General features: G+C 70.8%; 13 protein-coding genes. All 13 read right to left on the minus strand.

Annotation, left to right across the window (positions count from 1 at the left end; translation table 11 throughout):
- Nucleotides 1-137: 137 nt before the first annotated feature.
- The 13 genes from metK to pyrR all read right to left on the minus strand — a co-directional run bounded on the left by metK (nt 138) and on the right by pyrR (nt 14,467).
- Entirely contained in the window at nt 138-1,346 is a 1,209-nt protein-coding gene (gene metK, locus BX286_RS07975; RefSeq protein WP_079425003.1) for a methionine adenosyltransferase, read from the minus strand.
- Between the two features lie 194 nt (nt 1,347-1,540).
- The gene (gene coaBC, locus BX286_RS07980; RefSeq protein WP_079425005.1) at nt 1,541-2,767 is read right to left on the minus strand and encodes a bifunctional phosphopantothenoylcysteine decarboxylase/phosphopantothenate--cysteine ligase CoaBC; all 1,227 of its coding nucleotides are present in this window, start codon (nt 2,765-2,767) and stop codon (nt 1,541-1,543) included.
- Nucleotides 2,768-2,859: 92 nt separating this feature from the next.
- Complete coding sequence (rpoZ, locus tag BX286_RS07985; RefSeq protein WP_004948662.1) at nt 2,860-3,132, minus strand: DNA-directed RNA polymerase subunit omega; 273 nt, start codon at nt 3,130-3,132, stop codon at nt 2,860-2,862.
- 28 nt (nt 3,133-3,160) lie between these two features.
- Entirely contained in the window at nt 3,161-3,724 is a 564-nt protein-coding gene (gmk, locus tag BX286_RS07990) for a guanylate kinase (RefSeq protein ID WP_079425007.1), read from the minus strand.
- A gap of 61 nt (nt 3,725-3,785) precedes the next feature.
- Nucleotides 3,786-4,109, minus strand: a complete 324-nt coding sequence (locus BX286_RS07995; protein ID WP_030234009.1) for an integration host factor — start codon at nt 4,107-4,109, stop codon at nt 3,786-3,788.
- 293 nt (nt 4,110-4,402) lie between these two features.
- Nucleotides 4,403-5,254 carry an orotidine-5'-phosphate decarboxylase gene (gene pyrF / locus BX286_RS08000; protein WP_261340940.1) on the minus strand — a complete coding sequence of 284 codons (852 nt, stop codon included), beginning with the start codon at nt 5,252-5,254 and terminating at the stop codon, nt 4,403-4,405.
- The gene (locus BX286_RS08005; RefSeq protein WP_079425009.1) at nt 5,251-6,360 is read right to left on the minus strand and encodes a quinone-dependent dihydroorotate dehydrogenase; all 1,110 of its coding nucleotides are present in this window, start codon (nt 6,358-6,360) and stop codon (nt 5,251-5,253) included. The genes pyrF and BX286_RS08005 overlap by 4 nt, the downstream gene beginning before the upstream one ends.
- A gap of 100 nt (nt 6,361-6,460) precedes the next feature.
- Entirely contained in the window at nt 6,461-9,769 is a 3,309-nt protein-coding gene (gene carB, locus BX286_RS08010) for a carbamoyl-phosphate synthase large subunit (protein ID WP_079425010.1), read from the minus strand.
- Complete coding sequence (gene carA / locus BX286_RS08015; RefSeq protein WP_121014780.1) at nt 9,762-10,913, minus strand: glutamine-hydrolyzing carbamoyl-phosphate synthase small subunit; 1,152 nt, start codon at nt 10,911-10,913, stop codon at nt 9,762-9,764. The genes carB and carA overlap by 8 nt, the downstream gene beginning before the upstream one ends.
- Nucleotides 10,910-11,491 (minus strand): hypothetical protein, encoded by a 582-nt coding sequence (locus BX286_RS08020; RefSeq protein ID WP_079425014.1) that lies wholly within the window; start codon nt 11,489-11,491, stop codon nt 10,910-10,912. Before BX286_RS08020 ends, carA begins: the two co-directional genes overlap by 4 nt.
- Complete coding sequence (locus tag BX286_RS08025) at nt 11,488-12,780, minus strand: dihydroorotase (protein ID WP_079425016.1); 1,293 nt, start codon at nt 12,778-12,780, stop codon at nt 11,488-11,490. The genes BX286_RS08020 and BX286_RS08025 overlap by 4 nt, the downstream gene beginning before the upstream one ends.
- 2 nt (nt 12,781-12,782) lie before the next feature.
- The gene (locus tag BX286_RS08030; RefSeq protein WP_079425018.1) at nt 12,783-13,772 is read right to left on the minus strand and encodes an aspartate carbamoyltransferase catalytic subunit; all 990 of its coding nucleotides are present in this window, start codon (nt 13,770-13,772) and stop codon (nt 12,783-12,785) included.
- Nucleotides 13,773-13,879: 107 nt separating this feature from the next.
- On the minus strand, nt 13,880-14,467 hold the full coding sequence (gene pyrR, locus BX286_RS08035) for a bifunctional pyr operon transcriptional regulator/uracil phosphoribosyltransferase PyrR (protein ID WP_079425020.1): 588 nt from the start codon (nt 14,465-14,467) through the stop codon (nt 13,880-13,882).
- Nucleotides 14,468-14,524: the final 57 nt, after the last annotated feature.

Raw genomic sequence — 14,524 nt, forward strand, 5'->3', positions numbered from 1 at the left:
CGCCCGGCTCCAGATGAAGCCGTCACCCCTCGCACCGGGAGGGCGCGTGCAGCCTATGCGGGGCGGGCCGGGGCCGCAACGCGATACCGCCCCGGACCTGCGGGTCCGGGGCGGTATCGGGTGGAGCGGGGTGCCGCTTACAGACCGGCGGCGGCGCGCAGGGCGTCGACGCGGTCGGTGCGCTCCCAGGTGAAGTCGGGGAGCTCGCGGCCGAAGTGGCCGTAGGCGGCGGTCTGCGCGTAGATCGGGCGCAGCAGGTCGAGGTCGCGGATGATGGCGGCCGGGCGGAGGTCGAAGACCTCGCCGATCGCGTCCTCGATCTTCTGCACGTCGACCTTGGCGGTGCCGAAGGTCTCGACGAACAGGCCGACGGGCTCGGCCTTGCCGATCGCGTACGCGACCTGGACCTCGCAGCGGGCCGCGAGGCCGGCGGCGACGACGTTCTTGGCGACCCAGCGCATGGCGTACGCGGCCGAGCGGTCCACCTTCGACGGGTCCTTGCCGGAGAAGGCGCCGCCGCCGTGGCGGGCCATGCCGCCGTACGTGTCGATGATGATCTTGCGGCCGGTCAGGCCGGCGTCGCCCATCGGGCCGCCGATCTCGAAACGCCCGGTCGGGTTCACCAGCAGCCGGTAGCCCTCGGTGTCCAGCTTGATGCCGTCCTCGACGAGCTGCGCGAGCACGTGCTCGACGACGAACTCGCGGATGTCGGGGGCGAGCAGCGAGTCCAGGTCGATGTCCGCCGCGTGCTGCGTGGACACGACGACCGTGTCCAGGCGCACGGCCTTGTCGCCGTCGTACTCGATGGTGACCTGGGTCTTGCCGTCGGGGCGCAGGTACGGGATGGTCCCGTTCTTGCGGACCTCGGACAGGCGCCGCGAGAGCCGGTGCGCGATGTGGATCGGCAGCGGCATCAGCTCGGGGGTCTCGTCGCAGGCGTAGCCGAACATCAGGCCCTGGTCGCCGGCGCCCTGCTTGTCGAGCTCGTCCTCGTCGCCCTCGACACGCGACTCGTAGGCCGTGTCGACACCCTGGGCGATGTCCGGGGACTGCGCGCCGATGGACACCGAGACGCCGCAGGAGGCGCCGTCGAAGCCCTTCTTCGAGGAGTCATAGCCGATCTCGAGGATCTTGTCGCGGACGAGCTGGGCGATCGGGGCGTACGCCTTCGTCGTCACCTCGCCCGCGATGTGCACCAGGCCGGTGGTGATGAGGGTCTCCACGGCCACGCGCGAGGTCGGGTCCTCGGTGAGGAGGGCGTCGAGGATCGTGTCGCTGATCTGGTCAGCGATCTTGTCGGGGTGACCCTCGGTCACGGACTCCGAGGTGAACAGACGACGGGACACAATGCTCCCTGGGGTTGCAGCGGCTGCTGGCTGATCATTTGGCGGAACGATACCGGGGGCTGCGCCCGGTCACGTTCCAGATGCAGTTTATCGGTCGCCACCGTTCGCCGGACCACCCGTCTCGCCTTATGGGAGCCGTGTGACCTGCGGCACTCCATTCTGACGTACGGATTTCCCGGCGAGAAGAGAAACGCTCAGGCGCGTCGGAGCTCGCTCGGGGGTGCGAGCCGCGGCGCGACCTGGTCCCAAATGACATCCGCCAGGGCTTCCTTCGGACCATGGGGAACCTGCACCTCGCCACCATCGGAGGCCAGGATGACGGCTTCGTTCTCCTCAGATCCGAAGGTCTTGCTCGCGCCGACCTCGTTGACGACGAGGAGGTCGCAGCCCTTGCGGCGGAGCTTGGCCCGGCCGTTGTCGAGCACGTCGTCCGTCTCGGCGGCGAATCCGACCACGACCTGACCCTTCAGGGCCCGCTCGGCGGAGATCTCGGCGAGCACGTCCGGGTTGCGCACGAGCGCCACCGGGTCGGGCTCCCGCCCCTCCTGCTTCTTGATCTTGCCGTCGGCGTACGCGGCGGGCCGGAAGTCGGCCACGGCGGCGGCCATCACCACGGCGTCGGCGTCGGCGGCCGCCGCCAGCACCGCCTCGCGCAGCTGGAGGGCCGTGCCCACGCGTACGACGTCCGCCCCGGCGGGGTCGGCCAGCGCGGTGTTGGCGGCCACCAGGGTGACCCGGGCCCCGCGCGCCACGGCGGTGCGGGCCAGCGCGTAGCCCTGCTTGCCCGAGGAGCGGTTGCCGAGGAAGCGGACCGGGTCCAGGGGCTCGCGGGTGCCGCCCGCGCTGATGACCACGTGCCGTCCGGCCAGGTCGGGGGCGGCGGCGCCGCGCGCGAGGACGGCCCGGCAGACCTCGAAGATCTCCTCGGGGTCGGGGAGCCGGCCCTTGCCGGTGTCCTTGCCGGTCAGGCGGCCGACGGCGGGCTCGATGACCACCGCGCCGCGGCGGCGCAGGGTGGCGACGTTCTCCTGGGTGGCGGGGTGCTCCCACATCTCGGTGTGCATCGCGGGGGCGAAGACCACCGGGCAGCGGGCGGTGAGCAGGGTGTTGGTGAGGAGGTCGTCGGCCAGGCCGTGGGCGGCCTTGGCCAGCATGTCGGCGGTGGCCGGGGCGACGACCACGAGGTCGGCGCCCTGGCCGATCCGCACGTGGGGCACCTCGTTCACGCTCTCCCAGACCTCGGTGGAGGCCGGGTTGCCGGAGAGCGCCGCCCAGGTGGCCTCGCCGACGAAGTTCAGGGAGGCGGCGGTGGGCACCACCCGCACCTCGTGCCCGGACTCGGTCAGCCGGCGCAGCAGCTCGCACGCCTTGTAGGCGGCGATGCCGCCGCTGACTCCCAGCACGACCTTCGGCTTGTCCACTGCTTCTCCCGTGATCGGTTGCGTCCGTACCTATGACACACCACAGGCCCGGCAGCCGTGCTGCCGGGCCTGTGGTGTGCGATGTGCGTGCCTTACTGGGCCGGGGCCTCGATGGCCTCGGAGGTCAGCAGACCCGCGTTGATCTCGCGCAGGGCGATCGAGAGCGGCTTCTCGTGGACGTGAGTGTCCACCAGCGGGCCGACGTACTCCAGCAGGCCCTCACCGAGCTGCGAGTAGTACGCGTTGATCTGACGCGCACGCTTGGCCGCGTAGATCACGAGGCTGTACTTCGAGTCAGTGGCCTCGAGCAGCTCGTCGATCGGCGGGTTGATGATGCCCTCGGGCGCGGTGATGGAAGAGGACACGCTCTACCTTCCGAAGATGGATAAAAGATCAGACAACTTCCATCAAGGCTAGCAGCTCACGTGCTACGTCCTCGACGGAGGTGTTGACCAGGGTGGTGTCGAACTCGGACTCGGCAGCGAGTTCGACCTTGGCGGTGTCGAGCCGGCGCTCGATGACCTCCGCGGTCTCGGTGCCCCGGCCGGTGAGCCGGCGGACCAGCTCGTCCCAGCTCGGCGGGGCGAGGAAGACCAGCTGTGCCTCCGGCATCGACTCGCGGACGAGCCGGGCGCCCTGGAGGTCGATCTCCAGGAGGACCGGTTCGCCGTTGTCGAGGCGTTCCAGTACCGCGCCGCGCGGTGTGCCGTAGCGGTTGCCCGCGAACTCGGCCCACTCCAGCAGCTCGCCGTTGGCGATCAGCTTGTCGAACTCGTCGTCGTTGACGAAGAAGTACTGGACTCCGTGTCGCTCACCGGGCCGCGGCTTGCGGGTGGTGGCCGACACCGAGAGCCAGACCTCGGGGTGGACCTTGCGCATATGCGCGACGACCGTGCTCTTGCCGACCCCCGAGGGGCCGGAGAGCACGGTCAGCCGCGGACGAACCTCTGCTGCCATAGAGCGATTATCCAGGTTCTCGGGACTGCCTGAGAACGCCGGGAGAACTTCGGGCGACGCCTCAGGCGCCGCTACCGCCGAACTCACGCTCCAGAGAGGCGATCTGGTTGGAGCCGAGACCTCGGACACGCCGGGACTCGGAGATGCCGAGGCGCTCCATGATCTGCTTGGCGCGGACCTTGCCGACGCCGGGCAGCGACTCGAGAAGGGCGGAGACCTTCATCTTGCCGATGACGTCGTTCTCCTGGCCCGTCTTGATGACGTCGTGGAGAGAGGCGCCGGAGTGCTTGAGTCGATTCTTCACCTCGGCCCGCTCCCGGCGAGCCGCGGCGGCCTTTTCGAGCGCTGCTGCGCGCTGTTCAGGGGTAAGGGGCGGAAGAGCCACGCCTACGTCACCTCGGATGTCGAACTGTCGGATACGGACCGGCGGGGAGCCCTCGGGCACCACGCCGGGCGAGCTCCCGAACAGCGATGGAACTCGTTCGCTGCGCGTTCACTCTGGTCGGAGACTAGCGGCCAAGGCCGCTCCAGTCAGCGAGAACGGACGAAAAGTCCTGGTCAGCCTCCACTGAACCGTACATCACGGACATACCACCCCGGTTTTGTCCGGGGAAAGACGTTCGATTTTCGTCAGCCCGTGCCCGGTGGGTGCTCCGCGCCGGTCCGCGACCCGTCCGCTCAGACCGCCACGGCCTCGCGGATCTCGTCCGCGAACCGCTTCGCGGAGGCCCGCAGGGCGGCGGTGTCCGGCCCGTGCTTGAGGACGCCTCGAGAGACGTTCGGGACGACGTTGCCCACGGCCGCGCCGAAGACCGCCGGGAGGTCCGCCGCGGTCGCGCCCTGGGCGCCGATGCCGGGGGCCAGCAGGGGGCCGTTGATGTCCAGGTCGAAGGAGGACAGGTCGCCCAGGGTGGCGCCGACCACCGCGCCGAAGGAGCCCATCGGCTCCGCCCCGGCGTTCTCCGCCGCCAGGTGCGCCAGCATGGTCGCCCCGATGGAGCGGCCGTCCTCGCGCACGGCCCGCTGGACCTCGGCGCCCTCCGGGTTGGAGGTGAGGGCCAGCACGAAGAGCCCGGCGCCGGACTCGCGGGCCAGGTCCACGGCCGGCTTCAGCGAGCCGTAGCCCAGGTACGGGGAGACCGTCAGCGCGTCCGAGAACAGCGGGGAGGACGGGTCCAGGAAGGCGGAGGCGTACGCGGCCATCGTGGAGCCGATGTCCCCGCGCTTGGCGTCCATCACCACCAGGGTCCCGGCCGCCCGGGCGTCCGCCACGGTCCGCTCCAGCACCGCCACGCCGCGCGAGCCGAACCGCTCGAAGAAGGCGGCCTGCGGCTTGAAGACCGCCACCGAATCGGCGAGCGCCTCCACCACCGTGCGGGAGAACCGCTCCAGGCCCGCGATGTCGTCCGCCAGGCCCCAGGAGTCCAGCAGGGCGGCGTGCGGGTCGATGCCGACGCACAGGGGGCCGCGCGCGTCCATCGCGGCCCGCAGACGGGCTCCGAAGGGGGTCAGAGGGGTCTGGGAGGTCACTGGGCGGCCTTTCGGGTCTCGGCGCCCACGGCCTCGGCCAGGGTCGCGTACGGGCTGGCGGCCAGGCGTGCGGCGAGGCCCTTGTGGATGGCGCGGGCGTAGAACGGGCCCTCGTAGATGAAGGCGCTGTAGCCCTGGATCAGGGTGGCGCCCGCCAGGATGCGCTGCCAGGCGTCCTCGGCGTTCTCGATGCCGCCGACGCCGACCAGGGTGATCCGGTCGCCCACGCGGGCGTACAGGCGGCGCAGGACCTCCAGGGAGCGCTCCTTGACGGGGGCGCCGGACAGCCCGCCGGTCTCCTGGACCAGGGCGGGGTCGGACTTCAGGCCCAGGCCCTCGCGGGCGATGGTGGTGTTGGTGGCGATGATGCCGTCCAGGCCCAGCTCCAGGGCCAGGTCGGCGACGGCGTCCACGTCCTCGTCGGCCAGGTCCGGGGCGATCTTGACCAGCAGCGGGACGCGGCGGCCGGTGACCGACCGGTCGGCGGCCTCGCGCACGGCGGTCAGCAGCGGGCGGAGGGACTCCGTGGCCTGGAGGTTGCGCAGGCCCGGGGTGTTGGGCGAGGAGACGTTGACGACGAGGTAGTCCGCGTGCCGGGCGAGGCGCTCGGTGGAGACCACGTAGTCGGCGGCGGCCTCGGCCTCCGGGACCACCTTGGTCTTGCCGATGTTGACGCCGACCACGGTCTTGAAGACCGGGTTGCGGGCCGCCAGGCGGGCCGCGACGGCCTCGGAGCCCTCGTTGTTGAAGCCCATGCGGTTGATCAGCGCGCGGTCGGGGACCAGGCGGAAGAGCCGCTTCTTGGGGTTGCCGGGCTGGGCCTGGCCGGTGACCGTGCCGATCTCGACGTGGTCGAAGCCGAGCATGGCCATGCCGTCGATGGCGACGGCGTTCTTGTCGAAGCCGGCGGCGAGCCCGAAGGGGCCGTGCATGCGCAGGCCCAGGGCCTCCGTGCGCAGCCCCTCGTAGCGCGGGGCCAGGGCCGCGGCGACGAAGGTGCGCAGCACCGGGGTACGGGCGGCGAGGCGGATCCAGCGGAAGGCCGTGTAGTGCGCCCGCTCGGGGTCCATCCGCTTGAAGACGAGCTCGAAGAACAGTTTGTACATCGTCCGGTTTATCCCTTGCATCCCTTGTGTGCTCGGAAGGACCTCATGAAAGGGGGGACACCGGTCGCTCTGGCCGGTGTCCCCCCTTTCGTACGGGCTGCTAGTCGCGGGAGGCGTTCAGGTGCTTCGCGTGCTCCTGGAGGGAGCGCACGCCCACCTCGCCGCGACCGAGCGCCTCGATGCCCTGGACGGCGGCGGCGAGCGCCTGGACCGTCGTCAGGCACGGGACGCCGCGCGCCACGGCCGCCGTACGGATCTCATAGCCGTCGAGGCGGCCGCCGGTGCCGTACGGGGTGTTGACGATCAGGTCGACCTGGCCGTCGTGGATCAGCTGGACGATGGTCTTCTCGCCGTCCGGGCCCTCGCCCTCGCTGAGCTTGCGCACGATGGTGGCGTTGATGCCGTTGCGGCGCAGCACCTCCGCGGTGCCGGAGGTCGCCATCAGCTCGAAGCCGTGGGCGACCAGCTCGCGCGCCGGGAAGATCATCGAGCGCTTGTCGCGGTTGGCGACCGAGATGAAGGCGCGGCCCTTGGTCGGCAGCGGGCCGTAGGCGCCGGCCTGGGACTTGGCGTAGGCCGTGCCGAACACCGAGTCGATGCCCATGACCTCGCCGGTGGAGCGCATCTCCGGGCCGAGGACCGTGTCGACGCCGCGGCCGTGGATGTCGCGGAAGCGCGACCACGGCATGACGGCCTCCTTGACGGAGATCGGCGCGTCCAGCGGCAGGGTGCCGCCGTCGCCCTCCTTGGGGAGCATGCCCTCGGCGCGCAGCTCGGCGATGGTGGCGCCGAGCCCGATGCGGGCGGCGGCCTTCGCCAGCGGGACGGCGGTGGCCTTCGAGGTGAAGGGCACGGTCCGGGAGGCGCGCGGGTTGGCCTCCAGGACGTAGAGGATGTCGCCCGCCATCGCGAACTGGATGTTGATCAGGCCGCGGACGCCGACGCCCTTGGCGATGGCCTCCGTGGAGGCGCGCAGGCGCTTGATGTCGTAGCCGCCGAGGGTGATCGGGGGCAGGGCGCAGGCCGAGTCGCCGGAGTGGATGCCGGCTTCCTCGATGTGCTCCATCACGCCGCCGAGGTAGAGCTCCTCGCCGTCGTAGAGGGCGTCCACGTCGATCTCGATGGCGTCGTCGAGGAACCGGTCGACCAGCACGGGGCGGGTCGGGGAGATCTCGGTCGACTCCGCGATGTACGACTCCAGGCGGGTCTCGTCGTAGACGATCTCCATGCCGCGGCCGCCGAGCACGTAGGACGGGCGGACGAGGACCGGGTAGCCGATCTCGTCGGCGATCGCCTTCGCGCCCGCGAAGGTGGTGGCGGTGCCGTGCTTGGGGGCGGGCAGGCCGGCCTCGGCCAGGACGCGGCCGAAGGCGCCGCGGTCCTCGGCGGCGTGGATGGCCTCGGGCGAGGTGCCGACGACGGGGACGCCGTTGTCCTTGAGGGCCTGGGCGAGACCGAGGGGGGTCTGGCCGCCGAGCTGGACGACGACGCCGGCGATGGGGCCGGCCAGCGACTCGGCGTGGACGATCTCCAGCACGTCTTCGAGCGTCAGCGGCTCGAAGTACAGGCGGTCGGAGGTGTCGTAGTCCGTGGAGACGGTCTCGGGGTTGCAGTTGACCATCACGGTCTCGTAGCCGGCGTCGCTGAGGGCGAAGGAGGCGTGGACGCAGGAGTAGTCGAACTCGATGCCCTGGCCGATGCGGTTCGGGCCGGAGCCCAGGATGATCACCGCGGGCTTGGTGCGCGGGGCGACCTCGGACTCCTCGTCGTAGGACGAGTAGAAGTACGGGGTCTTCGCGGCGAACTCGGCGGCGCAGGTGTCGACCGTCTTGTAGACCGGGCGGACGCCGAGGGCGTGGCGGACCTCGCGGACGACGTCCTCGCGCAGGCCGCGGATCTCGGCGATCTGGGCGTCGGAGAAGCCGTGGCGCTTGGCCTCGGCCAGGATCTCGGGCTCCAGCTTCTCGACGGAGCCGAGCTCGTCCGCGATCTCCTTGATCAGGAAGAGCTGGTCGACGAACCACGGGTCGATCTTCGTGGCCTCGAACACCTCCTCCTGGGTGGCACCGGCACGGATGGCCTGCATGACGGTGTTGATGCGGCCGTCGGTCGGGCGGACCGCGACGCGCAGCAGCTCCTCCTTGTCGCCGGGCTCGCCGACGAAGGTGAACTGCGAGCCCTTCTTCTCCAGGGAGCGCAGGGCCTTCTGGAGGGCCTCGGTGAAGTTGCGGCCGATGGCCATGGCCTCGCCCACCGACTTCATGGTGGTGGTGAGGGTGGCGTCGGCGGCCGGGAACTTCTCGAAGGCGAAGCGCGGGGCCTTGACGACGACGTAGTCGAGGGTCGGCTCGAAGGAGGCCGGGGTCTTCTCGGTGATGTCGTTGGGGACCTCGTCCAGCGTGTAGCCGATGGCCAGCTTGGCGGCGATCTTGGCGATCGGGAAGCCGGTGGCCTTCGACGCGAGCGCCGACGAACGGGACACGCGGGGGTTCATCTCGATGACGATGACGCGGCCGTCGTCCGGGTTGATCGCGAACTGGATGTTGCAGCCGCCGGTGTCGACGCCGACCTCGCGGATGATCGCGATGCCGATGTCGCGCAGGCGCTGGTACTCGCGGTCGGTGAGGGTCATCGCCGGGGCGACGGTGATGGAGTCGCCGGTGTGGACGCCCATCGGGTCGAAGTTCTCGATGGAGCAGACGACGACCACGTTGTCCTTGGTGTCGCGCATCAGCTCCAGCTCGTACTCCTTCCAGCCGAGGATGGACTCCTCCAGGAGGACCTCGGTGGTCGGGGAGAGCGTGAGGCCCTGTCCGGCGATGCGGCGCAGCTCGTCCTCGTCGTGGGCGAAGCCGGAGCCGGCGCCGCCCATGGTGAAGGAGGGGCGCACGACGACGGGGTAGCCGCCGAGGGTCTCGACGCCCGCCAGGACGTCGTCCATCGAGTGGCAGATGACCGAGCGGGCGGACTCGCCGTGGCCGATCTTGGCCTTGACGGCCTCGACGACGCCCTTGAAGAGGTCGCGGTCCTCGCCCTTGTTGATGGCCTCGACGTTGGCGCCGATGAGCTCGACGCCGTACTTCTCCAGGACGCCCTGCTCGTGCATGGAGATCGCGGTGTTGAGCGCGGTCTGGCCGCCGAGGGTGGGCAGGAGCGCGTCGGGGCGCTCCTTGGCGATGATCTTCTCGACGAACTCGGGGGTGATCGGCTCGACGTACGTGGCGTCGGCGATCTCCGGGTCGGTCATGATCGTCGCGGGGTTGGAGTTCACCAGGATGACCCGCAGGCCCTCGGCCTTGAGGATGCGGCAGGCCTGGGTGCCGGAGTAGTCGAACTCGGCGGCCTGGCCGATGACGATCGGGCCGGAGCCGATGACCAGGACGGACTGGATATCGGTGCGCTTAGGCACGCTCGGCCTCCATAAGGCTGACGAAGCGGTCGAAGAGGTAGGCGGCGTCGTGCGGGCCGGCTGCCGCTTCGGGGTGGTACTGGACGCTGAAGGCCGGCTGGTCGAGCAGCTGGAGGCCTTCGACGACGTTGTCGTTCAGGCAGACGTGGGAGACCTCGGCGCGGCCGAAGGGGGTCTCGGACACCTTGTCGAGGGGCGCGTCGACGGCGAAGCCGTGGTTGTGCGCGGTGACCTCGACCTTGCCGGTGGTGCGGTCCTGGACCGGCTGGTTGATGCCGCGGTGGCCGTACTTCAGCTTGTAGGTGCCGAAGCCGAGCGCGCGGCCCAGGATCTGGTTGCCGAAGCAGATGCCGAAGAGCGGGGTCTTGCGCTCCAGGACGCCCTGCATGACGGCGACGGGGCCGTCGGCGGTGGCCGGGTCGCCCGGGCCGTTGGAGAAGAACACACCGTCCGGGTTGACCGCGTACACGTCCTCGACGGTGGCGGTGGCGGGCAGCACGTGGACCTCGATGCCGCGCTCGGCCATCCGGTGCGGGGTCATGCCCTTGATGCCGAGGTCGACGGCGGCGACGGTGAAGCGCTTCTCGCCGATCGCGGGGACGACGTACGCCTCCTTGGTGGCGACCTCGGCGGAGAGGTTCGCGCCCTTCATCTGCGGCTGTGCCTGGACCTTCGCCAGCAGGGCCGCGTCGGTCGCGCCGCTGACGAGCTCCTCGCCCGAGAAGATGCCGACGCGCATGGCGCCGCGCTCGCGCAGGTGCCGGGTCAGGGCGCGGGTGTCGATGCCGCTGATGCCGACGACGCCCTGCTTGACGAGCTCCTCGTCCAGCGAGCGCTGCGAGCGCCAGTTGGACGGGATGCGTGCGGGGTCGCGCACGACGTAGCCGGAGACCCAGATGCGGGAGGACTCGGGGTCCTCGTCGTTGACGCCGGTGTTGCCCACGTGGGGGGCGGTCATCACGACGACCTGCCGGTGGTACGACGGGTCGGTGAGGGTCTCCTGGTAGCCGGTCATGCCGGTGGAGAACACGGCCTCGCCGAAGGTCTCCCCCACTGCGCCGTAGGCGCGGCCGCGGAAGATCCGGCCGTCCTCCAGGACGAGTACGGCGGGAGCTTTGGCTGCTCCCCTGGTGGAGGTCGTCATCGTTCGGCGCCTTCCGTCGTGATGGATGTGTTCATGGAGTTGATCGCCTCGACCCAGGCGGCGTGCTCGGCCGCCCGGTCGGAGCGGAATCCGGAGTCGATCAGCTTGTCGCCGTGCGCCCAGGTGACGACGAGCAGACCGCCCTCGGTGAGTACCTTGCCCGCGATTCCCTTGTCGAGGCGGGCGCCGCGCAGCTGCGGGGCCGGTACGAAGAAGTCGGTGGCACCCGGACGGACCACGTCGAGCCCCACGTCGGTGAGGGTGAGCTCCACGCGGCTGCGCACTCCCAGACCGTGGGCGACGATCCGGTCGAGCCACTGCCCGGCGGTGGTGGACCCGTGGTACCGGCCGGTCAGGGCCAGCCGGTGCTCGGGGAGGCCGCCGGGGGCGGCGGGCAGTTCCGGCAGGTCGTTCTGCAGGGCACCGCGCCATTTCCAGCCCTGCCGCATCAGCCAGTAGACGAAGGCGATGAAGACGAGCAGACCGATCACCCACGCGATGCGCGCGCCCCAGTCCGTCACCTCCGCCGACTGTCGTTCGGCGGCCTCGGCGGCCAGTTGGATCACTGCAGGTGTCACGCGAGCTTCCCGTCCACGACCGTTGCGCGGCCCCGCAGGAAGGTGTGGGTGACGCGCCCCGGCAGCTCGCGGCCCTCGTAGGGCGTGTTGCGGCTGCGGGAGGCGAAGTGTGCGGGGTCCACGAGACCACGGTACGAGGTATCGACCAAGGTCAGGTTCGCGGGTTCACCTGCCGAGACGGGCCGGCCGTGCTGGTGGGACAGGCCGCCGATGCGGGCGGGGGCGAAGGACATGCGCTCGGCGACGCCGGCCCAGTCCAGCATCCCGGTCTCCACCATCGTCTGCTGGACGACGGAGAGCGCGGTCTCCAGGCCCACCATGCCCATGGCGGCGGCGGCCCACTCGCAGTCCTTGTCCTCGTGCGGGTGCGGGGCGTGGTCGGTGGCGACGATGTCGATCGTGCCGTCGGCGAGCGCCTCGCGCAGGGCCATCACGTCGCGCTCGGTGCGCAGCGGCGGGTTGACCTTGTAGACCGGGTTGTACGAGCGCACCAGCTCGTCGGTGAGGAGCAGGTGGTGCGGGGTGACCTCGGCGGTGACGTCGATGCCGCGGGACTTGGCCCAGCGGACGATCTCGACGGAGCCGGCGGTGGAGAGGTGGCAGATGTGCACGCGGGAGCCGACGTGCTCGGCGAGGAGGACGTCGCGGGCGATGATCGACTCCTCGGCGACGGCCGGCCAGCCACCGAGGCCGAGCTCCGCGGAGACGGTGCCCTCGTTCATCTGGGCGCCCTCGGTGAGGCGGGGCTCCTGGGCGTGCTGGGCGACGACGCCGCCGAAGGCCTTCACGTACTCCAGGGCGCGGCGCATGATCACGGCGTCGTCCACGCACTTGCCGTCGTCGGAGAAGACGGTGACGCGGGCGGCGGACTCGTGCATGGCGCCCAGCTCGGAGAGCTGCTTGCCCTCCAGGCCGACGGTGACGGCGCCGATGGGCTGCACGTCGCAGTAGCCGGACTCCTTGCCCAGGCGCCACACCTGCTCGACGACACCGGCGGTGTCGGCGACGGGGAAGGTGTTGGCCATGGCGAAGACGGCGGTGTAGCCGCCGGAGGCGGCGGCGCGGGTGCCGGTCAGGACGGTCTCGGAGTCCTCGCGGCCGGGCTCGCGCAGGTGGGTGTGGAGGTCGACGAGACCCGGGAGGAGGACCTGGCCGGCGGCCTCGATGACGGTGTCGACGCCCTCGGCGGAGAGCCCGGCTCCGACCTCGGCGATGGTCTCGCCGTCGATCAGGACGTCCTGCGCCTCGCCGCCGAGGACCTGCGCACCGCGGATAAGGATCTTGCTCATGGTTACTTGTTCTCCTCGGTGCGGGCGGCGGTGCTGGTGGTGACGGCGGGCTCGGAGCCTCCGAGCAGCAGGTACAGGACGGCCATGCGGATGGAGACGCCGTTGGCGACCTGCTCGACGACCGTGCAGCGGTCGGAGTCGGCGACCTCGGCGGTGATCTCCATGCCGCGGACCATGGGGCCGGGGTGCATCACGATGGCGTGCTCGGGCATCCGGGCCATGCGGGCGCCGTCCAGGCCGTAGCGGCGGGAGTACTCGCGCTCGGTCGGGAAGAAGGCGGCGTTCATCCGCTCGCGCTGGACGCGCAGCATCATGACCGCGTCGGACTTCGGCAGCACCTCGTCCAGGCTGTACGAGACCTCGCAGGGCCAGTTCTCGACGCCGACCGGCACCAGGGTGGGCGGGGCCACCAGGGTGACCTCGGCGCCGAGGGTGTGCAGCAGGTCGACGTTGGAGCGGGCCACGCGGCTGTGGAGGACGTCGCCGACGATGGTGATCCGGCGGCCGTCGAGGCCCTTGCCGAGACCGGCGTCGCGGCCGACCAGGCGGCGGCGCATGGTGAAGGCGTCGAGCAGGGCCTGTGTGGGGTGCTGGTGGGTGCCGTCGCCGGCGTTGATCACCGGGGCGTCGATCCAGCCGGAGTTGGCGAGCCGGTAGGGGGCGCCGGAGGCGTGGTGGCGGATGACGACCGCGTCGACGCCCATGGCCTCCAGGGTCTGGGCGGTGTCCTTGAGGGACTCGCCCTTGGAGACGCTGGAGCCCTTCGCGGCGAAGTTGATGACGTCGGCGGAGAGGCGCTTCTCGGCGGCTTCGAAGGAGATCCGGGTGCGGGTCGAGTCCTCGAAGAACAGGTTGCAGATCGTGCGGCCGCGCAGGGTGGGCAGCTTCTTTATCGGCCGGTCGGCGACGCGCGCCATCTCCTCGGCGGTGTCGAGGATGAGGACGGCGTCGTCGCGCGTGAGGTCGGCGGCCGAGATGAGGTGGCGCTTCATCTGGGTGCTCCGTAAGTCGGGAGGAGGGCAGGCAGACGGGGCTGACGGTGGTGCGGGCAGGGCAGGCCGGGGCACGGACCCCGCAGCGGGGCCCGGTACCGGGGTGGCTACTGCGCTGCTGCCTGGACGGTCCGCTGGCCGAGCAGCACGGCGTCGCGGCCGTCCTCCTCCAGGAGCTGGACCTTGACGGTCTCCCGCAGCGAGGTGGGCAGGTTCTTGCCCACGTAGTCGGCGCGGATCGGAAGTTCGCGGTGGCCGCGGTCGACGAGGACCGCGAGCTGGACGGCGCGGGGGCGGCCGAGGTCGCCGAGCGCGTCGAGGGCGGCGCGGATGGTGCGGCCGGAGAAGAGGACGTCGTCGACGAGGACCACGAGGCGGCCGTCGATGTCGTCGCCGGGGATCTCGGTGCGGCCGATGGCCCGGGCGGGCTTCATCCGCAGGTCGTCCCGGTACATGGTGATGTCGAGCGAGCCGACCGGGATCTTCGTCCCGGTGATCTCCTCGAGCTTGGCGGCCAGCCGGCGGGCGAGGTACACGCCGCGGGTGGGGATGCCGAGGAGCACCACGTCGTCGGCGCCCTTGGCGCGTTCGACGATCTCGTGGGCGATACGGGTCAGCACCCGGGCGATGTCCTGCGCCTCCAGTACGGGGCGCATCGCTTCATCGGGAGAGACCTGGGAAACCTGGCTGTCCATGAAAAGGACCTCCTTCTCCGCCTCACGGGACGGACCTTAAAGGACGTCTGATGTACG

It is taken from the genome of Streptomyces sp. 3211.6 (genome assembly GCF_003634815.1).
GTDB classification, from domain to species: Bacteria; Actinomycetota; Actinomycetes; order Streptomycetales; family Streptomycetaceae; genus Streptomyces; species Streptomyces katrae_A.